Origin of the sequence: Bradyrhizobium sp. 187 (assembly GCF_023101005.1) — a bacterium.
Taxonomy (GTDB): domain Bacteria; phylum Pseudomonadota; class Alphaproteobacteria; order Rhizobiales; family Xanthobacteraceae; genus Bradyrhizobium; species Bradyrhizobium canariense_D.
In genome coordinates, this window is sequence record NZ_CP064693.1 from 7,453,584 (window position 1) to 7,475,939 (window position 22,356).

The 22,356-nt window shown below is 63.7% G+C and carries 17 protein-coding genes and 1 pseudogene; 9 read left to right on the forward strand and 9 right to left on the reverse strand.

Annotation, left to right across the window (positions count from 1 at the left end):
• The first annotated feature begins 113 nt into the window (after window positions 1-113).
• Window positions 114-773: a hypothetical protein gene (locus IVB19_RS35805; protein ID WP_247295909.1), complete on the forward strand. Its 660-nt coding sequence runs from the start codon at window positions 114-116 to the stop codon at window positions 771-773.
• Between the two features lie 175 nt (window positions 774-948).
• Here IVB19_RS35805 and IVB19_RS35810 read toward each other — a convergent pair whose 3' ends face one another.
• The 4 genes from IVB19_RS35810 to IVB19_RS35825 form a co-directional block, all read right to left on the reverse strand.
• Complete coding sequence (locus IVB19_RS35810) at window positions 949-1,788, reverse strand: M48 family metallopeptidase (protein ID WP_026233044.1); 840 nt, start codon at window positions 1,786-1,788, stop codon at window positions 949-951.
• Between the two features lie 217 nt (window positions 1,789-2,005).
• Window positions 2,006-3,334, reverse strand: a complete 1,329-nt coding sequence (locus tag IVB19_RS35815; protein WP_018455880.1) for a polyhydroxyalkanoate depolymerase — start codon at window positions 3,332-3,334, stop codon at window positions 2,006-2,008.
• 121 nt (window positions 3,335-3,455) lie between these two features.
• Window positions 3,456-4,274, reverse strand: a complete 819-nt coding sequence (locus IVB19_RS35820) for an ABC transporter permease (protein ID WP_018455879.1) — start codon at window positions 4,272-4,274, stop codon at window positions 3,456-3,458.
• 109 nt (window positions 4,275-4,383) lie between these two features.
• Complete coding sequence (locus tag IVB19_RS35825; protein WP_085349757.1) at window positions 4,384-5,187, reverse strand: ABC transporter ATP-binding protein; 804 nt, start codon at window positions 5,185-5,187, stop codon at window positions 4,384-4,386.
• Between the two features lie 105 nt (window positions 5,188-5,292).
• Here IVB19_RS35825 and IVB19_RS35830 point away from each other — a divergent pair, with 105 nt between their 5' ends.
• Together IVB19_RS35830 and IVB19_RS35835 are read left to right on the forward strand one after the other, a co-directional pair.
• Complete coding sequence (locus tag IVB19_RS35830; RefSeq protein ID WP_018455877.1) at window positions 5,293-6,603, forward strand: ActS/PrrB/RegB family redox-sensitive histidine kinase; 1,311 nt, start codon at window positions 5,293-5,295, stop codon at window positions 6,601-6,603.
• 103 nt (window positions 6,604-6,706) lie between these two features.
• Window positions 6,707-7,261, forward strand: a complete 555-nt coding sequence (locus IVB19_RS35835; protein ID WP_007598178.1) for an ActR/PrrA/RegA family redox response regulator transcription factor — start codon at window positions 6,707-6,709, stop codon at window positions 7,259-7,261.
• A gap of 120 nt (window positions 7,262-7,381) precedes the next feature.
• On the opposite strand, the gene IVB19_RS35840 is transcribed toward IVB19_RS35835, so the two are convergent.
• Window positions 7,382-7,870, reverse strand: coding sequence for an MmcB family DNA repair protein (locus IVB19_RS35840; protein WP_018455876.1), 489 nt, complete (start codon window positions 7,868-7,870; stop codon window positions 7,382-7,384).
• A gap of 259 nt (window positions 7,871-8,129) precedes the next feature.
• Between IVB19_RS35840 and IVB19_RS35845 the strand changes: the two genes are divergently transcribed.
• Complete coding sequence (locus IVB19_RS35845) at window positions 8,130-9,827, forward strand: alpha-amylase family protein (protein ID WP_018455875.1); 1,698 nt, start codon at window positions 8,130-8,132, stop codon at window positions 9,825-9,827.
• A gap of 158 nt (window positions 9,828-9,985) precedes the next feature.
• Here IVB19_RS35845 and IVB19_RS35850 read toward each other — a convergent pair whose 3' ends face one another.
• Window positions 9,986-11,584, reverse strand: coding sequence for an alpha-amylase family glycosyl hydrolase (locus IVB19_RS35850; RefSeq protein ID WP_018455874.1), 1,599 nt, complete (start codon window positions 11,582-11,584; stop codon window positions 9,986-9,988).
• 171 nt (window positions 11,585-11,755) lie between these two features.
• On the opposite strand from IVB19_RS35850, the gene IVB19_RS35855 reads away from it, so the two are divergent.
• Window positions 11,756-12,436, forward strand: coding sequence for an MBL fold metallo-hydrolase (locus tag IVB19_RS35855; protein WP_018455873.1), 681 nt, complete (start codon window positions 11,756-11,758; stop codon window positions 12,434-12,436).
• 118 nt (window positions 12,437-12,554) lie between these two features.
• Here IVB19_RS35855 and IVB19_RS35860 read toward each other — a convergent pair whose 3' ends face one another.
• Window positions 12,555-13,721 (reverse strand): extracellular catalytic domain type 1 short-chain-length polyhydroxyalkanoate depolymerase, encoded by a 1,167-nt coding sequence (locus IVB19_RS35860; protein ID WP_026233043.1) that lies wholly within the window; start codon window positions 13,719-13,721, stop codon window positions 12,555-12,557.
• A 147-nt stretch (window positions 13,722-13,868) separates the two neighbouring features.
• A pseudogene (locus IVB19_RS35865) lies at window positions 13,869-15,274 on the reverse strand (MFS transporter).
• A 230-nt stretch (window positions 15,275-15,504) separates the two neighbouring features.
• On the opposite strand from IVB19_RS35865, the gene IVB19_RS35870 reads away from it, so the two are divergent.
• Both IVB19_RS35870 and IVB19_RS35875 read left to right on the forward strand, forming a co-directional pair.
• Window positions 15,505-16,740 carry an LLM class flavin-dependent oxidoreductase gene (locus tag IVB19_RS35870; protein WP_018455870.1) on the forward strand — a complete coding sequence of 412 codons (1,236 nt, stop codon included), beginning with the start codon at window positions 15,505-15,507 and terminating at the stop codon, window positions 16,738-16,740.
• A 64-nt stretch (window positions 16,741-16,804) separates the two neighbouring features.
• Window positions 16,805-18,181: a cytochrome P450 gene (locus IVB19_RS35875; protein ID WP_247820808.1), complete on the forward strand. Its 1,377-nt coding sequence runs from the start codon at window positions 16,805-16,807 to the stop codon at window positions 18,179-18,181.
• Window positions 18,182-18,280: 99 nt separating this feature from the next.
• On the opposite strand, the gene IVB19_RS35880 is transcribed toward IVB19_RS35875, so the two are convergent.
• Window positions 18,281-19,123: an SDR family NAD(P)-dependent oxidoreductase gene (locus IVB19_RS35880; RefSeq protein ID WP_018455868.1), complete on the reverse strand. Its 843-nt coding sequence runs from the start codon at window positions 19,121-19,123 to the stop codon at window positions 18,281-18,283.
• Between the two features lie 195 nt (window positions 19,124-19,318).
• On the opposite strand from IVB19_RS35880, the gene IVB19_RS35885 reads away from it, so the two are divergent.
• Window positions 19,319-20,284 carry a sensor histidine kinase gene (locus tag IVB19_RS35885; protein ID WP_085349750.1) on the forward strand — a complete coding sequence of 322 codons (966 nt, stop codon included), beginning with the start codon at window positions 19,319-19,321 and terminating at the stop codon, window positions 20,282-20,284.
• A 208-nt stretch (window positions 20,285-20,492) separates the two neighbouring features.
• Window positions 20,493-22,229 carry a putative bifunctional diguanylate cyclase/phosphodiesterase gene (locus tag IVB19_RS35890; RefSeq protein WP_018455866.1) on the forward strand — a complete coding sequence of 579 codons (1,737 nt, stop codon included), beginning with the start codon at window positions 20,493-20,495 and terminating at the stop codon, window positions 22,227-22,229.
• The last annotated feature ends 127 nt before the right edge of the window (window positions 22,230-22,356 follow it).

Here is a 22,356-nt window from a genome sequence, read left to right on the forward strand (position 1 = left end):
AAAATCGGCCGATCCCCGCAGCTCCCGGAACGCAAAAACACCAGTCTCTTCAAGCTCCGGTCGGCGGCCCGGGATTTGCTCTCACAGGTTGAGCAAGTATCGGAGAGCGTTCCATGATGTCGGGTGTATCCAGCGCGGCGTTGCCTCATCTGCGACCCGCATCAACGTCCGCTTCGAATAGGACATCGAGTCTTCAGCCGGCGGGACCGGATGCGACTGATGCTGCGACCGACGGCTTTCGGATTGACGTCTCGCAGGTCAAGCCCCTGACAGGCGCCAAGTCGATATCGGCGGCGGACAATCCTCACCTGCGCGACCTCATGGCATCGAACTGGCTGATGACCCATGACACGAGCGCAACTCAGTCGGTCGTCTCGGACGATGCCCCTGAGAACACCTATGCTCAGGTGAAGGTCGACGGCAAGGTGGTCGCCACCCTGTACAATGGCGGGTCCTCAACGATGACCAACGAGGCGGCTGGAAAGATCGGCAAGCTGGAGGATCCACCCGATCTGAGTGGACCGGATCTGGCGCAGTGGCGGGCCGACAGATACGCCGAGCGGCTCGGTGGCACCGTTGAAAAAGCTTCCACCGCGATCACGCAATCGCAATGGACCCCGCGTGAAAGCAGCTCCGCAACCTATAGCCGCGATCAACTCGACGCAGCCTTCCAGGCGATGCTGGCCGAGGGCCAGAAGGCCGGCGTGCAATTGCAGTCATCCTATCTCGCCTCGCGCACGCAGCCGGGGACAAGCGCGGATGTCAGCGCCTGAGCAGAGGGATGAATTGAGTACGCGCGGACGTCGCTGCATTCTCAACTGTCATTCCCGCGAACGCGGGAATCCAGTACGCCGCGGCCTCTCGGTTCAATAACAACCGCCTCGGAACACTGGATCGCCCGGTCGAGCCGGGCGATGACAGCGTCAGATGGAGGTTGGCAGCGAGGGCCTAATCCTCGACCCCGTAGCGGTGCAGGTCGTTGCCGTACGTATCGAGCCACTTCTTGGCGCGCTCCATCGACGGGCAGACCTTGCCGCAGACGCGCCAGAACCGCGCCGAGTGGTTCATCTCAACGAGATGGGCGACCTCGTGGGCGGCGAGATAGTCGAGCACGTAGGGCGGCGCGAGGATCAGGCGCCAGGAGAACGACAGCGAGCCGGCCGAGGTGCAGGAGCCCCAACGACTGGATTGATCGCGGATCGAGAGCCGCTTGACCTTGACGCCGAGCTCGGCGGCATAGGATTCCGCCGCACGCTGAAGGTCGCGGCGAGCCTCGCGCTTGAGGAAGTCGCTGATGCGACGGTCGGCATGCTCGACGCCGCCGGCGACGCAGAGAATGCGCTCCCCGCTGTCGCGCACTTCCGTCCACACCGTACCGCGCGTGCCGGCGCGATGAACGATGCGATGGGCCGTGCCGCGAAGTGGTATCACTGTGCCAGGCTGGAACGGCGCGGCCTTCGGCAAACGGCCGAGACGTGCCGCGATCCACGCGCCGTGGCGCTGCGCGAAGTCTTTTGCTTCGGCGAGCGTGCCGCGCGGCGGCATGGTGAGGATGGCTTCGCGATCGCTCGGATGAATTCTGAGCGTGTAACGGCGCGCGCGGCGATGCCGGCGCAGTCGAATCGCAAAATATTGCGATCCATGGGTGATCAGGAGGGTCTTCGGCTCGTGGGGCCGCCGATAGAGGAGTGCGCGAGTGGCCATGTCTGTCAGTCCGGGGGGCAGGAGAGCGCCCGGATTCTGCCATAACCGCCGCCAGGGAAAGCGCTCGGCGCAAAAACAAATCATTTGCCCAATATACAGGGGTCTGGCGTCCGGGAGACCCTACAGACTGGGGTTGGAACCGGCTTTTTTCGCCCCCGTTCGGCGCATGTGGCACCCCCAAGGGGTGAGGTTGGACTCACTCCTACAAAGCTACCTAAATACCGCGAATCTAGCGGGAACTCGCCCCTGTCGGAGCCTCCGACAGGGCGTCGATTTTCAGCGGGAAAGCCGAAAAACGCGATTATTCGGCCGCGAGAGCCTGCAATGAGCTCGGATTCGCCGCCGAGACCATGAAGTCGTGGATGCGCGGCACGATTTCCGATTTGAAGCGCGAGCCATTGAACACGCCGTAATGTCCGACGCCCTTCTGGACGTAATGAACGCGGCGGTGATCGGGAATCGAGCTGCACAATGTGTGCGTTGCTTCGGTCTGACCGATGCCGGAGATGTCGTCGTTCTCGCCTTCGACGGTCATCAACGCGACGCGCGTGACCTTGGAGGGATCGACGCGTGTTCCACGATGGGTCATCTCGCCCTTCGGCAGCGAATGCTTCACGAACACGGTGTCGACGGTCTGCAGGTAATACTCGGCGGAGAGATCCATCACCGCGAGATATTCGTCGTAGAAGTCACGATGCTTGTCGACGAGGTCGCCGTCGCCCTTTACCAGGTTGGCGAATAGCTGCTTGTGGGCATCCATATGCCGGTCGAGATTCATGCTGATGAAGCCGTTGAGCTGCAAGAAGCCCGGATAGACGTCGCGCATCATACCCGGATGCGGGAACGGCACCTTGGTGATGACGTGGTTGCGGAACCAGTCGATGCCGCGCTCCTGGGCCAGGTTGTTCACCGCAGTCGGATTGCGCCGGGTGTCGATCGGGCCGCCCATCAGCGTCATCGAGGTCGGCACAAAGGGATCGCGTAGCGCTTCCATAATCGAAACGGCAGCGACGACGGGAACCGAGGGCTGGCACACCGCCAGCACATGCGTGTTGCCGCCGAGGACATGCAGCATCTCGATGACGTAGTCGATGTAGTCGTCAAGATCGAAGCGGCCGTCGCTGAGCGGCACCATGCGGGCATCGGCCCAATCGGTGATGTAGACCTCATGCGCCGGCAGGAAAGCCTCGACGGTACCGCGGAGGAGCGTCGCGTAATGGCCGGACATCGGAGCGACGATCAGCACGCGTGGATGCGGACTGCGCAGTGGACGGGCGAACTTGCGATCGAAGTAGAGCAGGCGGCAGAACGGCTTTTCCCAGACCGAGCGGACCTCGACGGGAACGCGGATGCCGTTGACCTCGGTGTCGTTGAGGCCCCATTCCGGCTTGCCGTAGCGGCGGGTGGTGCGTTCGAACAATTCGCAGGCCGCGGCAACCGACTTGCCAACCTCGGTGCGTGCCCAGGGGTTCAGCGGATTCTGAAACAGGAGCTTGGTCGCGTCCGTGATCGCACGCGCCGGATTGAGAGAGGCTTGCCCCATCTCGTACATCCAGTACATCGGCGTCGTCAGGACAGGACTGCCTTCGGCCACCAGGGGCGGCGCCCCGCCAAACTCACCAATCGGCATCGCTATATTCCTCTTCGCATCGCAGCATACTGCCGAATGCGTAATATTGCGTCAATGCATGGTTCCGTACATCTACGTGGCCGAGGTGCCCAAACCGGGCAGAATCCACGAGAAAGTGACGTTATTCGCCGCCTGACAGCAGCGAGCCCTGCATCCTGGCGCTGCGCAAAAGGGCAAGGAATGCCCCAAAAGATGCAAGCAACAGCACCGCGTTGATGGCCAACGCGCTCAGCATCAGATCGGTCCTGAAGGTGTTTTCGATCAGCAGCGCGCGCATCCCTTCGAACACGTAGGTCGGCGGCAGCGTCCAGGCGATGTATTGCAACCAGACCGGCAGCACGCTGACGGGATAGTAGACGCAGGCGAGCGGCATGATGCCGAACATCAAGGTCCAGACGATGCTCTCGGCGCCGAGGCCGTTTCGCAGCACCAGTCCGGAGACGAAAATGCCGACCGACCAGCTCGTGAAGATCAGATTGCAGAAGAACGCGATCAGCGGCACGCCGAGCGCATAAACATTGAAGTGAAACAGGAATAACGCGAGCAGCGTCATGGGGATGACGCCGATCGCGAGCCGGATCAGGCTCATGATCATCAGGGACAGCAGAAATTCGATCGGCTTCAACGGGCTCATCATGAGATTGCCGAGGTTGCGCGCCCACATCTCTTCCAGGAACGAGATCGAAAAGCCGAGCTGCCCGCGAAACAGGATGTCCCAGAGAATGACGGCGCCGATCAGGGTGCCGCCGGCACGCGCGAAGAAGTTGGCATTCTGCGCGATGTAAAGCTGCAGAAAGCCCCAGGTGATGACCTGCAGCGCCGGCCAGTAGAGCAGCTCGAGCAGCCGCGGCCAGGACGACAGCAACAGGTACCAATAGCGCAGGATCATCGCGCCAATGCGGTGGACGGAGATGCCGCGGTGGAGGGAGAGTTCGGTCATTGCGGCACCGCGTAGCCCGAATGAGCGAAGCGATATCCGGGACCTTGCTGGCGGCGTTCCCGGGTATCGCTTCGCTCACCCGGGCTACGGTCGCAACATACGGCCTGGCTCATCGTGCCACCTCCTGCGCGCCGTTCACCCTTCCGCGCGCGACGTCCAGAAACACCTCTTCCAGCGTGGTGCGGTTGTAGCGGGCCATGATGGCTTCGGGCGTATCGTCGTCCTCGATACGGCCGCGCTTCATGATGATGACGCGATCGCAGAGCCGCTCGACCTCGAGCATGTTGTGCGACGCCAAGAGGATGGTGGCGTTGTTCGCCATGCGATAACGCTCCAGATGCCCCCGGACCCAGTCGGCGGTGTCGGGATCGAGCGAGGCGGTCGGCTCGTCCAGCAACAGCAGCTCGGGCTGGTTGATCAGCGCCTTGGCAAGCGCAACGCGCGTCTTTTGTCCTGCGGAGAGCTTGCCGTTGGCGCGGTCGATGAACTCGGTGAGATCGAGATCGTCGGCGAGCTCAGCGATGCGATCGGAGAGGTTCTTCACCGCATAGAGCTTGCCGAACACCGTGAGGTTCTGACGCACCGTGAGCCGCATCGGCATGTCGACATAGGGGCTCTCGAAGTTCATCCGACCCAGCACGGACGCGCTGTCCTCCGGCATCCGATGCCCGAGCACCTGCACGCGGCCGGAGGTCGGCAGCACGAGGCCCATGATCGTCGCGATGGTCGTGGTCTTGCCGGCGCCGTTGCCGCCCAGCAGCCCGGTGATGCTGCCGCGCGGAAGCGAAAAGGAGATGTCGTCGACGGCGCGGGTCTGCTTGTAGACCTTGACCAGGTGATCGACCGCGATTGCCGCGGAGAGGCTGCGATCCGCGACAGTCGGCCAGCTTGAAGCCTTGTCATTCTCCGTCATGCTGGGCGTTCTTCTGCTATTGCAGCGGAGAGCGCAAGGCTTGTAATCCGGCGGTTCCGTGAGCCGCGCGCTTGTGATCGAGAAGGCACCGCCCCATTGGCCGAAATGACCGAACTTGCCGCTTCCGACTTTCGCCCCGCGCAGCGGCATATCCGCCTGGATACGATCCTGCGACTGCGCTGGCTCGCGGTGCTCGGCCAGCTCGCCGCGATCTTCATCGTGGCGCAGGGGCTGGAATTCAATGTCGAGATCGTTCCCTGCGTCAGCATCATCGCCCTGTCGGCGGCGCTCAATCTGGCGCTCCAGACCGTGTCCAATCCGCTGCAGCGGCTGGAGCCGATGCAGGCGGCCGGACTGCTCGCGCTCAATATCGTGGAGCTGGCGGGTCTCCTGTTCTTCACCGGCGGACTCCAGAACCCGTTCTCGTTCCTGTTCCTCGCGCCCGTGCTGATCTCCGCGACGGCGCTGCCGGCCCGCTTCACCTTCGGCCTCGGCGTGCTGGCTGTCGCCTGCGCCTCGGTCCTGTTCTTCTTCCATCTGCCGCTGCCCTGGGATTCTGATGATCCGCTGGTGCTGCCGCCGATCTATCTCGTCGGCGTCTGGCTCTCGATCGCGCTCGCGATCGGCGTGACCAGCCTCTACTCGTTCCAGGTCACCGAGGAGGCGCGCAAGCTCGCCGACGCGCTGGCCGCGACCGAGCTGGTGCTGACGCGCGAGCAGCATCTGACCCAGCTCGACGGCCTGGCCGCAGCCGCAGCGCACGAGCTCGGCACGCCCCTCGCGACGATCTTCCTGATCTCGCGCGAGCTGGAGAAGACGGTGAAGGAGCCGAACTTTGCCGCCGACCTGAAGACCCTGCGCGAGCAGACGCAGCGTTGCCGCGACATATTGAGCAAGATCACCCAGCTCTCCTCCACCGGCGCGCCGTTCGACCGCATGAAGCTGTCGGAGCTGATCGAGGAGGTGGTGGCGCCGCACCGCGATTTCGGCGTCGATATCAAGGTGCGCATCGCCGTCGCCATCGTGGCCGAACCGGTCGGCTCGCGCAATCCGGCGATCCTCTACGGCGTCGGCAATATCGTCGAGAACGCGGTCGATTTCGCCCGCACCACCGTCGAGGTGAATGCGTGGTGGAACAAGGACACAATCGAGCTCGTGATCTCCGACGATGGTCCCGGCATTCCGCCTGACATCCTGAACCGGATCGGCGAGCCCTATTTGTCGCGGCGGCGCAGCAAGGACGAAGGCGGCGGCCTCGGGCTCGGCGTGTTCATCGCGCGCACCTTGCTGGAGCGCACCGGCGCCAAGGTCTCGTTTACCAACCGGACCTTTCCGGACCATGGCGCAGTGGTCCAGATCACGTGGCCGCGAGACCGTTTTGAGGCTATCGAGACCTTCGAAGAAACAATAGGATAGGCCGCGACCTTGCGTCGCACAACGGGGCCGATCGACCATTGGCGCCCTTGGCACCGCCCGATTGCGCCGCCATATGTAGACGCGCTGGAGAGAGGACCAAACCTTGAACGCCATCGCCGAACTGAACGAACAGACCGACCGCTCGCTGCTGATCGTGGAGGACGACAAGCCGTTTCTGGAGCGGCTGTCGCGCGCCATGGAAACGCGCGGCTTTGCGGTGACGTCATGCGACACCGTCTCGGACGGTCTGGCGCAGATCGGCAAGGCGGCGCCGGCATTCGCCGTGGTCGATCTGCGGCTCGGTGATGGCAACGGTCTCGACGTGGTCTCGGCGCTGAAGAAGAAGCGCCCCGACGCCCGCGCGATCGTGCTGACCGGCTATGGCAACATCGCCACCGCCGTCACCGCGGTGAAGATGGGCGCGGTCGATTATCTCTCGAAACCCGCGGACGCCGACGACGTCGTCGCGGCGCTGCTATCGACCGGCTCGGACAAGTCCGAGTTGCCGGCGAACCCGATGTCGGCCGACCGCGTGCGCTGGGAACACATCCAGCGCATTTACGAGATGTGCAACCGCAACGTCTCGGAGACGGCACGCAGGCTCAACATGCATCGGCGCACGTTGCAGCGGATTTTGGCCAAGCGCGCGCCGCGATAACGGTGCCGTAGGGTGGGCAAGGCGCAAAGCGCCGTGCCCACCATGTCTGCTTCAATCTTTGACCTGGATGGTGGGCACGCTCCGCTTTGCCCACCCTACGGCATCGCGCTCGCGGCGCCGCTATTCCCAAAACTCCGCATGCCCCTGCGGATCGACCAGCCGGTTGATCCGCAACGCCGCCGCCATGGCGAACCGCACCGTCATCTGCTTGCGCGTGGCCGCAGCGAGCTTGTGCTCGGGCGCCTCGCATTGCAGGTGCGCACCATAGGCATCCGCGATGATCAAGCCGGTATCTTGCGGAAAGATCTCGCAAGGCAGGTCCTGCGTGAAGGCGAAGAACAGCCGGTCGCAATGCGCCCGGTATTCGTGCCATTTCTGATCGGCGCGCAAATCCTCCACCGACGATTTGATCTCGACGATCCAGACCTCGCCGCGTTCGTTCAGCGCGACGAGATCGGCGCGTCGCCCCGAGGGCAGCGGCAATTCGCTGATGCAGGTGAAGCCGAGCGAGCGCAGCAACCGCGCCGTCCCGCGCGCGATCGCCAGCGCCGTCTCGGATTGTCGGCGGTCCGGCGGCGGTACGAGGGCAATGCGGGCGGTGTTGTCCATCGGGGGAGGATAGCCGATTCCTCCGTCGTCGTCCTGGCCTAGTGCGCAATTGCGCACGGGAGCCAGGACCATGACCCCAAGGGATCGTTGGTGCACGAGGGGATCACCACCAGTCCTCGTCAAATTTCGGCCTGTGGTATTCGGTCCTGGATCTGCGCTTCGCTTGTCCAGCACGACGGCGGGGTACGGAACCGCTCTCGCTCTTAACACTTATCACGCAGCCGCCGCACCTCGGCGGAACCACCGAGGCTGCGCGCGCATGATCGACGATCTCTGGTACAAGAACGCCATCATCTATTGCCTGTCCGTCGGCACCTATATGGACGCCAACGGCGATGGCATCGGCGATTTCAAGGGCCTGTTGCGCCGGCTCGATTATCTGCACGGCCTCGGCATCACCACGATCTGGCTGATGCCGTTCCAGACCTCGCCCGGCCGCGACGACGGCTACGATGTCGCGGATTATTACAGCGTCGATGCCCGCTACGGCACGCTCGGCGATTTCGTCGAGTTCACTCATGGCTGCAAGCAACGCGGCATTCGCGTCATCATCGATCTCGTCGTCAACCACACCTCCGACCAGCATCCCTGGTTCAAGGCGGCGCGGAGCGACAGGAATTCGCCCTACCGCGATTGGTATGTCTGGTCCGACAAGAAGCCGGCCAACGCCAATCAGGGCATGGTCTTTCCCGGCGTTCAGAAATCGACATGGACGCGCGACAAGGAAGCCGGCGCCTGGTACTTCCACCGCTTCTACGATTTCCAGCCCGACCTCAACACCTCGAACCCGCGCGTGCAGGCCGAGATTTTGAAGATCATGGGCTTCTGGATCCAACTCGGCGTCTCGGGCTTTCGGATGGATGCCGTGCCTTTCGTCATCGCGACCAAAGGCGCCAAAGTGAAAAAGCCGGCCGAACAATACGACATGCTGCGGACGTTCCGTGAATTCCTGCAATGGCGGCAGGGCGATGCCATCATCCTCGCCGAGGCCAACGTGCTGCCGAAGACGGACATGGAATATTTCGGCCGTGATGCCGACCGCATGCATATGATGTTCAATTTCCAGGTCAACCAGCATCTGTTCTATGCGCTGGCCTCGTCCGATTCCCGCCCGCTGGGGAAAGCGCTGAAGGCGACCAAGCCGCGGCCCGCCTCGGCGCAATGGGGCCTGTTCCTGCGCAATCATGACGAGCTCGATCTCGGGCGATTGACCAAGGCGCAGCGCGACACCGTGTTCAAAAGCTTCGGTCCTGACAAGGACATGCAGCTCTACGACCGCGGCATTCGCCGTCGCCTGGCACCGATGCTCGGTGGCGACCGCCGGCGGCTCGAGCTCGCCTACAGCCTGATGTGCACGCTGCCGGGAACGCCCGTGATCCGCTACGGCGACGAGATCGCGATGGGCGATGATCTTTCGCTCCCCGAGCGCAATTGCGCGCGCACGCCGATGCAATGGTCGACGGAGCCGCATGGCGGCTTCACCACCAGCGACAAGCCGGCCTTGCCCGTCATCGACGAAGGACCGTACGGCTATCCGCACGTCAACGTCGCCAAGCAGCGGCGCGATCCCAACTCGATGCTGAACTGGACCGAGCGCATCGTCCGCATGCGCAAGGAGGTGCCGGAGATCGGCTGGGGCGATTTTTCGATCATCGCGACGCGCGATCCCGCCGTGTTCATCATGCGCTATGACTGGCGCAACAATTCCGTGCTGTTCGTGCACAATCTCGACGAGAAGCCGCGCGAGATCGCGTTCTCGGCGGGGCTGCCAGGCGAGGCCGGCGCGCACCTGATCAATCTGCTCGCGGAGGACCACAGCCACGCCGACAAGCGCGGCCAGCACCGCGTCGTGCTGGAGCCCTATGGCTATCGCTGGTACCGCGTCGGCGGATTGGACTATCTGTTGAAGCGGAGCGATATCGACGGGACGGTGCGAGGGAACAAGCATCCGGGGTAGTCAGTGCGACCACGCACTCCGTTGTCGTCCTGGCGAAAGCCAGGACCCATTACCCCAATAGGTGATTGTTGTACGAAGCTATCACCACGAATCTTCGTCAAACCACTCCCTGGGGCAATGGGTCCTGGATCTGCGCTTCGCCTTGTCCAGGACGACGGTCAGGGTGGCGTGATGATCACGCCCTCGTTGCCGCGCAGATCCAGCACGCCTTCGATCCGCTCTCGCTCGCGATCCAGGAATGTCGACAGCAGAATCTCGCTGCCGAACCTGATCGCGCTGGTGGTGACCGCGATCGGCTCAGGGCCGAGATTGAGCACCACGGTCACCGCCCTGCCCTCGGCCTCGCGGCGATAGATCAGGAGATCGCCTTGCGCGGCAAGCGGATGATAGTCGCCCGCGACCAGCGGCGGACAGCCCTGCCGCAACGCGATCAGACGCTTATAGAGCGTCAGGATCGAACGTGAATCGGCCTCGAGATCGACGACGTTGTTGCGGATGTGATCCTCCGGCAGCGGCAGCCATGGCCTGACGTCCGAGAAGCCGGCGAAGTTGGAAGAATCCCACTGCATCGGTGTGCGGCAGCCGTCGCGGCCGACACCGATGCCGGGCACGTTCTTCTCGAAGGGGTCGCGCACGTCCTCGGGCGCGATCGCGAGCTGATGCATGCCGATCTCGTCGCCATAGTAGAGCGTCGGCGTGCCACGCAGCGTCAGCAGCAGCATGGCGGCGACGCGGGCCTGCTCCGGCCCGACGCGGCTTGCGACGCGTGGACGGTCATGATTGCCGAGCACCCAGTTCGGCCAGGCGCCCTTCGGCAGCGCCTTCTCGTAATCCTCGACGATTTTCTCGATCGAGCGCGCGCTCCAGAAGGTCGAGAGCAGCGCGAAGTTGAACGGCATCTGCGCGCCGGTGAGATCGTTGCCGTAATAGGCCATGAGGCGATGCAGCGGCAGATAGATCTCGCCGATCAGGACGCGGGCATCATAGGCATCCGTGACGCGGCGCATCTCGGCGATGACGTCGTGCACCTCCGGCTGGTCGGTGGAATATTGCGTCATTATCTTTTCGTTCGGCGGCCGGCCCTCGGCATAATGCGGATTGGGCGGGTTGTCGCGGAACTCGGCGTCCTTAATCAGATGCCAGATCACGTCGACGCGAAAGCCGTCGACGCCTTTCTCCAGCCAGAACCGCATCACGTCATAGATTGCCGCGCGGACATCGGGATTGCGCCAGTTGAGATCCGGCTGCTGGGCGAGGAAGGCGTGATAGTAGTATTGGCCGGTGGTCTCGTCGAACTGCCACGCGCTACCGCCGAACTCGGACAGCCAATTATTCGGCACGCCGCCACCCTCGTCCGGGTCGCGCCAGATGTACCAGTCGCGTTTGGGATTGTCGCGCGAGGAACGGCTCTCGACGAACCAGGGATGCTGGTCCGAGGTGTGGTTCGGCACGAGGTCGAGGATCAGCTTAAGGCCGTTGTCGTGCGCGGCGGCGAGAAGCGCATCGAGATCCGCCATCGTGCCGAACAGCGGCTCGATGCCCGTGTAGTCGGAGATGTCGTAGCCGAAATCGGCCATCGGCGAGGGGAAGATCGGCGACAGCCAGATCGCGTCGACGCCGAGCGATTTCACATAAGGTAGCCGCTGCAAAATGCCGGCGAGATCGCCGACACCGTCGCCGTTTGAATCCTGAAAGGAGCGCGGATAGACCTGATAGAAGATGCCGTCGCGCCACCAATCGCTGCCGCCCTGAGCCATGCGGGAAATCCATCCAAAACTGCTTGTTGCGCGGGAGAACGCGGAAGGAGCGCTCCGGTTCAAACCAGCAGGCGAATTGGGACGGCCGTGTGACGATGTCTGCGGTTGTTCCCAGGCCCCGGGGAGAAATCTTTTGCTTGGCGGCATGGCAAAAATCGGCATTGTGGCGCCATGACCGAGCAAAACGAGACACAAGCTGAGGCCAGCGCGAAGGCAGGCGCGATCATCGTCCCCGTGACGCTGTTCGAGCAGAATTGCACCATCATCTGGGACGAGCCTTCCAAGAAGGCCGTGGTGATCGATCCCGGCGGCGACGTGCCGAAGATCCTGGACGCCATCAAGCAGACCGGCGTCACCGTGGAGAAGATCTGGCTCACCCACGGCCATATCGACCATGTCGGCGGCGCGGCCGAACTGCGCGACGAGCTGAAGGTGCCGATCGAGGGCCCGCACGTCGCGGACAAATTCCTGCTCGACAACGTGGTCGAGAGCGGCGCGCGCTTCGGCATGACGGGGGTGCGCAATTTCGAGCCGGACCGCTGGCTCGACGAAGGCGACAGCGTGGCCATCGGCGATCTCCAGTTCGAGATCTATCATTGCCCCGGCCACTCGCCCGGCAGCGTGGTGTTCTTCAACAAGGACTTGCGCTTCGCCCATGTCGGCGACGTCCTGTTCGCGGGCTCGGTCGGTCGCACCGATCTGCCCGGCGGCAGTCACGCGACGCTGATCGACTCGATCAAGACCAAGCTGCTGCCGCTCGGCGACGATGTCGGCTTCATCTGCGGCCATGGCGCCGGCTCGAGCATCGGCCAGGAGCGGATGACAAATCCGTTCATCACCGGCGAGATGTGAGCGCCTATTCCGCGGCGTCTGCGAACGCCGCGGGCTGGCTCAGGTTGCGGTCACCCCATTCGCGGATCGCAGCGACGACGGGCACAAAACTCCTGCCTTATCGGCGCGACGGCCTGAGTTACTTCATCAATCCCGCGGCCGTGAGCGCGCGCGTAATGATCTGGCCGAGATCGAAGCCGCGGGCCTCCTCGCGCTTCGGCTCGGCCGGCTCTTCGGCGATCGCGGCGCGGATCGAGCGCGCCAGATGCGGCGCGGGCGAGCGGGCCGGCGTCGGCTTTGCCTCCGCCTTCTTCGCAGCGTCGGGAATCCAGCCGGTGAGGCCGAAGAATTTGGCGATGTGATAAGACGAGGAGATGCCGGCCTCGATCAGGAACGCGCCTTCCACGCCATAGCGCTGGTCGTTGTCGGCAAGGCCGAGCGGCGTGCCGTGGGCCATGTCGGTGATGGCGTAGGACTCGACGAGCGTCTCGCCGTCCTTGTTCCACCAGGCCTGGCGCGGATAGCCGTCGATGTCAGTTTCCGCCATCGGCGCCTCGGGCAGATCGTGCAGGTCGAGCCATTGCTTGACGATCTCGTTGGCATTGCCGGGATTGACGGTGCGATCGGCGCTGCCGTGCCACACCGAGATCCTCGGCCAGGGCCCGCGATGATTCGAGGCCCGCCGCACCAGATCGCCAAGTTCACGCGCCGGCCGCTCCGGGGAATGAAACATGCCGTCGAGCGCCTCGCGCAGATTGGTCGCGATGCCGTAGGGAAGTCCCGCGATCACCGCACCGGCCGCGAAGACTTCAGGGTAGGTCGCGAGCATCACCGACGTCATGCCGCCGCCGGCCGACAGGCCCGTGATGAAGATGCGCTTGGGATCGACGCGATGCGTTTCCGTCATATGCGCGATCATCTCGCGAATCGAACAGGCCTCGCCACTGTCCCGCGCCGTGTCTTCCGGATGGAACCAGTTAAAGCAGGTGTTGCTGTTGTTGATGCGCTGCTGCTCGGGCATCAACAGCGCGAAGCCGTAGTGCTCGGCGAGCGTCGACCATCCGGCACCGAGGTCGTAGCTTGCCGCCGTCTGGCCGCAGCCGTGCAGCACGACGACGAGCGCGCGCGGCTTCTGCAGTTGCGGCGGCACGAACGCGAACAGGCGCAGATTGCCGGGATTGTCGCCGAAGCCCGTGACCTCTTGCAACGGACTGGACGCATCGGCGCTCCGGCCAAACTCGGCGAAGCGCAATCCGTCCAGCTTTGGCAGACGTCTCAAGAGATCGACATTTCTGGTTAACGACACGGCAGCTCCTAGCAGGCGACGTTCAACGTCCACCCAAACCAAATAGTTGCTGCAGCGCAAAATAAAAAGACCGTGTGCTGTCGATGAGGTGCTAAATCTCAGGAAAGCCTGCAGAAATCAGCACGCATTAACCGCAATGCCTCAACTTCATGCAGATACCCGGCGCATCCACGCCAGGAATGCGGCGCAGATCATGATTAATGTTGCGAACAGTGCGAGCGAGACGAGAAATCCTGCGCGCGCTGATTGCACCGCTTCGACGGCGAAAAACATGGCGCCGATTGCGGCCACTCCGGCCGCATTTCCGACTTGCGCCGTGGTGCCGTACATGCCGGAGGCAGAACCGGCGGCCACAGGCTTCACCGTCGAGAGCACCGCGCCGGAGAGCGGCGCCATCACCAGCCCCTGACCGTAGCCGAACACGATCATGGTGAGCGCGAGCAGGAGCGCGGACGGCGCGTCGACAGAGAACGCGACCAGCGCAAGGGCCGCGAGGCCCGCGATCTGAAGCGCGCAGCCTTCGATCAAGACCCTGGTGCCGCGATGGCGCGCCCGTGCGCCACTATGGCGCGAGGCCACGACGAAAGCGAGCGCGAGCGGAATGAAGGCCATGCCGGCCGCGAGCGGCGGGATTTCAGCCCTCGCTGCATGAACAGCGTCATGACCAGATAGAACGAGAGATTGGCGGAGAAGAAAAAGAACGCCGCGCCAAGGCCGCGCAGGAAAGCGGCGTCCGCCAGCAGCGAGAGATCAATCAGCGGCATGCCGCCGGCGCGTGTCACCGCATGCTCCAGCTTCGGGAACCCCAGGAGGATCGCGGCGCCGACCGCCATCACCAGCCACAGCCACGGTGCCCAGCCGACATCGTGACCCAGCAGCAGCGGACCGATCATGCACAGCAATCCGGCGAACAGGACGATGCTGCCCGTGATGTCAAGCCGTGTGCCGGCGCGATGCGGTGCCGAGGGCATGATGCGCCAGGCCGCCACCGCGATCACGAGACCGCACGGCACATTGACGAAGAACACCGAGCGCCAGCCGGTGCCGGCGAGATCGATCGTGACCAGGAGACCACCGAGCAGAAAGCCCGCGGCACCCGCGAGTCCCAGCACGATGCCGTAGATGGCGAAGGCGCGGTTGCGCTGTTCGTCGGTGAACAGGAGATGCAGCGTCGCCAGCACCTGCGGCACCATCAGCGCGGCGGAGGCACCCTGCGTCAATCGCGCGACGATCAACTCCGAACCGGATCGCGCCAGTCCGCACCACAGCGACGTCAGGGTGAAGCCGAGCAGACCTGCCAGGAACACGTTCCTGGTGCCGTGAATGTCGCCAAGCCGGCCGCCGGTGACGACCAGCGTGGCATAGGCGATCAGGTAGATCGCGATGACGGATTCGATCTGAGCCGGCGACGCCTTCAACTCGACCGCGATGGTGGGAATGGCGACGTTGACCACGAAGGCATCGACGCCGAACATGAACTGGGCGGCCACGACGATCGCCAGCACCCACCAGCGACGCGACGTGTCGACCTGCTTTGTGACGGTTTGATGCATCGGCGCGTGATCCTCGGATGTCCTTGCCGATCATCTCAGACCGCATGCGGCGCCGCGATTACCTCGAAGGTAGGATCCTCGCGCGTTCCGCCTCTCTCAGCGTGCCGGGAGAGGAAGACGACATACGCATGGCTGCATTCCGCCGCGCGGGACATCGCACGATTGCGTTCGCTGTCTCCAGCACGTAGCTTCGCGCCACAAACAAAAAAATGTAAGCCGGAGAGAACGCCATGGCGCGCCTGAAGTTCGGAGCCTTCCTTGCCCCGCATCATCCGATCGGGGAGCATCCGATGCTCCAGTTCCGGCGCGATCTCGACCTGGTCGAGCAGTTGGATAGCCTCGGTTATGACGAGTTTTGGTGCGGCGAGCATCATTCCTCCGGCTGGGAGATGATCGCCTCCCCCGAGATGTTCCTGGCGGCCGCCGGCGAGCGCACCAAGCGGATCAGGCTCGGCACCGGCGTGGTGTCGCTGCCCTACCATCATCCCTACAACGTCGCGCAGCGCATGGTGCAGCTCGACCACATGACCGGCGGCCGCGCCATCTTCGGCTCGGGTCCCGGCGCGCTCGCCTCCGACGCGCATACGCTCGGCATCGATCCGATGACGCAGCGCGACCGCCAGGACGAAGCGATCGGCGTGATCCGCCGCCTCTTCAGCGGCGAGCGCGTCACGGCGAAGAGCGACTGGTTCACCATGAACGACGCCGCGCTGCAGCTCCTGCCGTTGCAGGAGGAAATGCCCTTCGTCGTGGCCTCGCAGATCTCGCCCTCCGGCATGACGCTCGCCGGAAAATACGGAATCGGCATCATTTCGCTGGGTTCGATGACGACTCAGGGGCTGATGTCGCTGCAGCAGCAATGGCAGTTCGCCGAGGACGCGGCGAAAAAGCACGGCACCAAAGTCGATCGCGCGAACTGGCGCGTGCTGCTGACCTGGCACATCGCCGAGACCCGCGAGCAGGCGCGCCGCGAGGCCGGCCCCGGCCTAATGCGCTGGCACAATGAATATAATGTCGGCACGCTGCAACGGCCCGGGCTCACCGCGTTCGCCTCACCCGACGAGGCCGTGGACAAGACCGCTTTCGTCGACGGCGCGGCCTCCGTCATCGGCACGCCCGACGACCTCGTCAAGATGATCAAGAACGTGATGCAGGTCTCCGGCGGAATCGGCGCCGTCATCGGCTTCGTGCACGACTGGGCCAATCCGGAGAACACGCGCCGGAGCTGGGACATGGTCGCGCGCTACGTGGTGCCCGAGATCAACGGCTACATCGACGGCTTGCGCAAGTCGCAAAAATTTGTGATCGAGAACCGCGCGATCTTCGAGCGCGCGGGACAGGCCGTGATGGCCAAGATCATGGAAAACGAAAAGGCCGCCGAGGCGCTGAAGGTGACCGGCGCCGGCCGCGTTGCGATTCCGGCCGTCAATGCGCCGGATTTGCAGAAGGAAGCGGCGAAGCGGTAAGCGCGGAGTCATCGCAGCTGGATTGTGTTATGTTGGCCGGGTCTAGCCAACCGGAGCAATCGTCATGTCGATGCAGAATGTGGCCGCCCCTGCGCACGGCTTCACTCCGCCCAAGCGCAACGAGCTGACCCACATCCCCGGCGACGAAGGCTGGCCGATCATCGGCAAGACCTTCCAGGTGCTCGCGGACCCCAAAGGGCATATCGAGGCGAACGGCGCCAAATACGGCCTCGTCTATCGCACGCATTTCTTCGGCGAGACCAATATCGTGCTGCTCGGCCCCGAGGCCAACGAGCTCGTGCTGTTCGACCAGCAAAAGCTGTTCTCCTCGACCCATGGCTGGAACAAGGTGCTCGGCCTGTTGTTTCCGCGGGGATTGATGCTGTTGGATTTCGAGGAGCACCGGCTGCACCGCAAGGCGCTGTCGGTCGCATTCAAGTCCGGCCCGATGAAGTCGTATCTGAGCGATCTCGACCGCGGCATCGCCGCCCGCGTCGCGCAGTGGAAGGCCAAGCCCGGCGAGATGCAGCTTTATCCGGCGATGAAGCAGCTCACGCTCGATCTCGCCGCCGCGTCCTTTATCGGCGCCGATATCGGGCCGGAGGTCGACGAGATCAACCGGGCCTTCGTCGACATGGTCGCCGCTGCCGTCGCCCCGATCCGCCGACCGCTGCCCGGCACGCAGATGGCGGCCGGCGTCAGGGGACGCAAGCGCATCGTGGCTTATTTCCGCGAGCAGATTCCGCTGCGACGCGGCAATCTCGGCGGTGATGATCTGTTCTCGCAGCTCTGCCGCGCAACCCACGAGGACGGCGCGCTGCTCTCGGAACAGGACATCATCGACCACATGAGCTTCCTGATAATGGCGGCGCACGACACGCTGACCTCGTCGCTGACGTCGTTCATTGGCGAACTCGCGGCAAATCCCGGCTGGCAGGACAAGCTTCGCGCGGAAGTCATGGCGCTGGGGCTCGCCCCTGACGCGCCAAGCAGCTTCGACGATCTCGAAAAGATGCCGCTGTCGGAGATGGCGTTCAAGGAAGCGCTGCGGATCAAGCCGCCGGTGCCCTCGATGCCGCGCCGAGCCGTGCGCGATTTCAGCTTCAAGGGTTTTTCGATTCCGGCCGGCACTGCGATCGGCGTCAATCCGCTCTACACCCACCACATGAAGGACATCTGGCCGGAGCCGGATCGCTTCGATCCGCTGCGCTTCACCGAAGAGGCCCAGCGCAACCGCCACCGCTTCGCCTGGGTGCCGTTCGGCGGCGGCGCGCATATGTGCCTCGGCCTGCACTTCGCCTACATGCAGGCCAAATGCTTCGCGCGGCACTTCCTGCAGAACATCGAGGTGTCGCTGGAGCCCGGCTACAAGCCCGACTGGCAGATGTGGCCGATCCCGAAGCCGCGCGACGGATTGCGGGTGCGGGTGAAGGCGGTTTGAGCATCGCAGTCGTCATTGCGAGCGAAGCGAAGCAATCCAGACTGCGTCCGCGGAAGCGGCCTGGACTGCTTCGTCGCTTCGCTCCTCGCAATGACGAAACTATCCGCCCCCCTGATCGAACGCCTTGCGCAGGGCCACGTAGCCCTGCTGCTGCTGGCTCCAGTTGCGGCCGCCGGTCATCGCGCCGTCGATGACGAGGTCATGGCCGTTGATGAAGCTGGATTCGTCGCTGGCCAGGAACACCGCAGCATGGGCGATGTCATCGGGAAGGCCGGCGCGCGGGATCGGCTGCGCGGTCTTGTAGACCTCGCGCATCACCGCCGGCGTCTTCTCCGCCGCGTCGGTCGAAAGCCCGAGCGCCTTGCCGAAAATGCCGGTCGCGATGGCGCCGGGCGAGATCGAGTTGACGCGGACGTTGGATTCGCCGAGCTCCATCGCCACGCATTTGGTGAGATGGATCACCGCCGCTTTGGCTGCACCATAGACCATCGATGACGAGAAGCCGGCAAGACGGCCGGCGATGCTGCCATTGTTGATGATGCTGCCAGATCCCTGCTTCTTCATGTGCGGCGCGGCGTGCTTCATGCCGAGCATGACGCTGCGCAGCAGGGTCGCCATCGCCGCGTCAAAGCGCTCGACCTCGAGGCCTTCGATGCCGCCGGTCTGCGCCGGACCGCCGGCATTGTTGAACAGGCAGTCGATGCGGCCGAATTTGTCCACCGCGAGCGCGATCACCGCCTGCATCTGCGCTTCGACCGTCACATCCGTCTGGCGGAAGACGCAATTCGCCCCGAGCTGCTTCGCCAGCGCCTCGCCTTCCGGTATGCGCCGGCCCGCGATCACAATTTTGGCACCTTCGGCAACGAAGACTTCTGCAGTCCGCAACCCGATCCCGCTCGTCGCGCCCGTGATCACCGCGACCTTGCCATCCAGCCTGCCCATGGAATGTCCCTGTTTTCGAACCCCTTGACGCCAAATGGCGGACACCGATCGACGACGGCGCCGCGACGGTCGGCGCCGCGGCAGGCACTATTCCTGCCGGCTTCCGACAAGGCAAGCTTTGCTTGGGGCCGGCGACATGCGTAACATTCCTGGCGATCGCTCGATTGTCGAACGCATATCGCGACCGGACTGCGCATGGGGAAGCTGATCGACGAATTCCGCAAGGGCTGGCAGGGCGTGGCACCGCCGTCGCTCGGCCTGAGCCTTGCGTTTGCGGTCGCCTGCCTGCTGGTTGCGACGCTGGCGCGCTGGGCCCTCGCCCATGTGCGGCCCGACGTCTATTTCACGCCGTATTTCCCGGCCGTGTTCTTTGCAGCCGCGTTCGGCGGCTTCCGCATCGGCATCATCACGGCGCTGGTGGGCGGCGTGCTCGGCGTCGTCGTGAATTTCGGCGATGCCTTTGCCGATAACGCGCGATTCGCCCTGCTGGCGCTGTATTGGGCGGTCTGCGCGCTCACCATCTGGGGCGTCGAGCACTATCGCTCGCTCCTCGTCGAGCAGCGGCGGATTTCCAGACGCCTGATCGAGGAAGAAGACTACCGCAAGCTGCTGGTCGACGAGCTCCAGCACCGGCTGAAGAACAAGCTGTCGACGGTGCATGCCGTGCTGCATCAGGTGCTGCACGATCAGCCGCAAATCTGGGCCCGGATCGATCCGCGGCTGCGGTCGCTTGCCGCGACCGACGATTTGATCTCACGGATCGACAAGGCCGGCTGCGACATTCGCGACCTCCTGATCTCCGAGCTCGGCCCTTACGGCCATGTCCGCTTCACGCTCAACGGCGACCGGCTGTTCCTGCCGCCGAAACTTGCGGTCACGCTGTCCCTGATGTTTCACGAACTCGCCACCAACGCGGGGAAATATGGCGCGTTCTCCGCGCCGCGCGGGTTGTTGCAGGTGTCATGGACCGTCAGCGACGATCGCCTGACCGTGACCTGGGATGAAACCGAGGGTCCGAGCGTCGACAAGATCTCCGAGCCGGGTTTCGGCACCAAGCTGTTGAAGTCGGCGCTGTCGGCCTTCGACGGCAAGACTGAGGTTTCCTATCTCAGGACCGGACTTCATTGCACCATGCAATGCCGTATCCCCAAGGACGGTTAGACGCGGCGCCAACGAAACCCGTTCGCGCGCGTCGTTCGCGGTTTCACCGGACGCGTTGACGCCCTGTTAATGACGATAGGCTGCGCGCGTCGCATCGCCGCAAAACACCACCGTAATTCTCCGGGCCCCTTAACCAAACTTAAGAGGGAACCGCGCAAGATCGCGGCCATTGCAAAGGCGCGCTGAAACAACAAGATTCATGACTTCTATGAACGACAACAAATATTCCGGCGCGAGCGAAGCCGAACTCGGATTTCTCAAGGAAATCGTTAGAATGCTGCCTGCCGGCCTGACCGTGCAGGACGCGCAAGGCGAACTTCTCCTGGTCAACGATGTCGCGGCTGCCCAGCTCGGCATGGACGGCAGCCGCCCCTCGCGCGATCTAGCGTCGCGCCTCGAAGCCTGCCGGCAGGCCCTGAGCTCCGGCCAGGCGGTCGTCGCCGAGGAAGCGCTCCACGACGGAGCCGCACGCCAGGTGCTGCTGACCACCCATCGTCCGGTCCGCCTCGACGGACGCGAGCTGCTGATCTCGGCCTCCTCTGACATCACCGAGCAGAAGAATTTCGAAGACCAGCTGTTCCGCTCGGCCTATTTCGACGATCTGACCGGCCTGCCCTCGCGGCGCGTGATCGAGCATCGCGCCACCAGCCTGCTCGCGCAGGGTCGCACGGGCGATCGCTTTGCGCTCGCCTTTCTCGACGTCGACAATTTCAAGCACATCAACGACTATTACGGGCACGCCGTGGGCGACGCCCTGCTGGTCGAACTGTCGAAGCGGCTTGGACGCGGCTTGCGCGACTCGGACATGCTGTCGCGCATCTCCGGCGACGAATTCCTGCTGCTGCTATCGCCGATCCAGAACCAGGAGGAAGTCGCCGAATTCATGCAGTCGACGCTGGAGCGGCTGACCGCGCCGTTCTTCATCGACAATTCGGAAGTGTTCGCCTCAACCTCCGTCGGCATCAGCCTCTACCCCGATCACGGAAGCAGCTTCGAGACACTGCGCCAGAACGCCGACATCGCGATGTACCGCATCAAGAATGACGGCAAGGGATCGGCGGCCTTCTTCGATTCCAGCATGGAACGCGAGGCGCTGGCGCGGATGAAGATCGAGCAGTCGCTGCGGCAGGCCATCCTGGAGAAGCGCTTCTGCTGCGCCTTCCAGTCCAAGGTCGACATCCGCACGCAGGACGTGAAGGGCATCGAGGCCCTGGTGCGGCTGCGCGACGACGAGGGCGTGATCCAGGCGCCCGGCTCGTTCATCAATCTTGCCACCGAACTCGGGCTGATCGACGAGCTGACCCATCTCGTGCTCGCCGAGATCGTCAAGTCGATCGACCTGATCAACGAGACGTTCGGTGCGGAAGCGACCATCAGCATCAACGTCGCGGCCAAGCAGGCCGGCAACCCGGAATTCATGCGCAGCTTTGCCCAGGCGCTCGACGACACCGGCTTTCCGCAGCGCTTCATGATCGAGGTGACGGAAGACGCCTTCGTCGCCAAGAATCATTTCCAGGCCGAGATCCTGCCGATGTTCCGCAAGCTCGGCGTCGCCATCTCGATCGACGATTTCGGCACCGGCTATTCCTCGCTCTCGGCGCTGGCCGACATCACCGCGGACGAGATCAAGATCGACCGCTCCTTCATCACCGATATCCATAAGCGTCCACGCAACCAGGGCATCCTGCGCGCGATCGAATCCCTGAGCGAAGCGCTCGGCATGACCGTGATTGCCGAAGGCATCGAATCCTACGAGGAGCTCGCCTACCTCCAGGCTGCGACCAAGATCCGTTACGCGCAGGGCTATTACTTCTCCCGGCCGATCTTCCTGGAGGAGCTGAAGCTCGCAACGCCCATTTCCAGCGAAGCACGCGCCAGCGTCACAAACCGCTCGACGCAGCAGAACCGGCAGGGCTATTCCCGCGCGAACGGATACCGGCGGTAACCCCGGGCCTGAGTCGTTACTTTGCAAAGCCTGAGCAACCCGTTCCACGGGTGAGGTCAACAATTGCATCTGCCGATTTCTTCGGCAGAAGCGATCCGGCTCGGCCGGGCCGGACAATATCACACAT

Coding starts and splice junctions, on each gene's coding strand:
- IVB19_RS35880 (WP_018455868.1), bottom strand. CDS start 19,123: ATGGGCAGGCTGGATGGCAAGGTCGCGGTGATCACGGGCGCGACGAGC.
- IVB19_RS35815 (WP_018455880.1), bottom strand. CDS start 3,334: ATGCCGATTGGTGAGTTTGGCGGGGCGCCGCCCCTGGTGGCCGAAGGC.
- IVB19_RS35830 (WP_018455877.1), top strand. CDS start 5,293: ATGACCGAACTTGCCGCTTCCGACTTTCGCCCCGCGCAGCGGCATATC.
- IVB19_RS35820 (WP_018455879.1), bottom strand. CDS start 4,274: ATGACCGAACTCTCCCTCCACCGCGGCATCTCCGTCCACCGCATTGGC.
- IVB19_RS35855 (WP_018455873.1), top strand. CDS start 11,756: ATGACCGAGCAAAACGAGACACAAGCTGAGGCCAGCGCGAAGGCAGGC.
- IVB19_RS35810 (WP_026233044.1), bottom strand. CDS start 1,788: ATGATTTGTTTTTGCGCCGAGCGCTTTCCCTGGCGGCGGTTATGGCAG.
- IVB19_RS35870 (WP_018455870.1), top strand. CDS start 15,505: ATGGCGCGCCTGAAGTTCGGAGCCTTCCTTGCCCCGCATCATCCGATC.
- IVB19_RS35825 (WP_085349757.1), bottom strand. CDS start 5,187: ATGACGGAGAATGACAAGGCTTCAAGCTGGCCGACTGTCGCGGATCGC.
- IVB19_RS35875 (WP_247820808.1), top strand. CDS start 16,805: ATGTCGATGCAGAATGTGGCCGCCCCTGCGCACGGCTTCACTCCGCCC.
- IVB19_RS35845 (WP_018455875.1), top strand. CDS start 8,130: ATGATCGACGATCTCTGGTACAAGAACGCCATCATCTATTGCCTGTCC.
- IVB19_RS35805 (WP_247295909.1), top strand. CDS start 114: ATGATGTCGGGTGTATCCAGCGCGGCGTTGCCTCATCTGCGACCCGCA.
- IVB19_RS35885 (WP_085349750.1), top strand. CDS start 19,319: ATGGGGAAGCTGATCGACGAATTCCGCAAGGGCTGGCAGGGCGTGGCA.
- IVB19_RS35850 (WP_018455874.1), bottom strand. CDS start 11,584: ATGGCTCAGGGCGGCAGCGATTGGTGGCGCGACGGCATCTTCTATCAG.
- IVB19_RS35890 (WP_018455866.1), top strand. CDS start 20,493: ATGAACGACAACAAATATTCCGGCGCGAGCGAAGCCGAACTCGGATTT.
- IVB19_RS35840 (WP_018455876.1), bottom strand. CDS start 7,870: ATGGACAACACCGCCCGCATTGCCCTCGTACCGCCGCCGGACCGCCGA.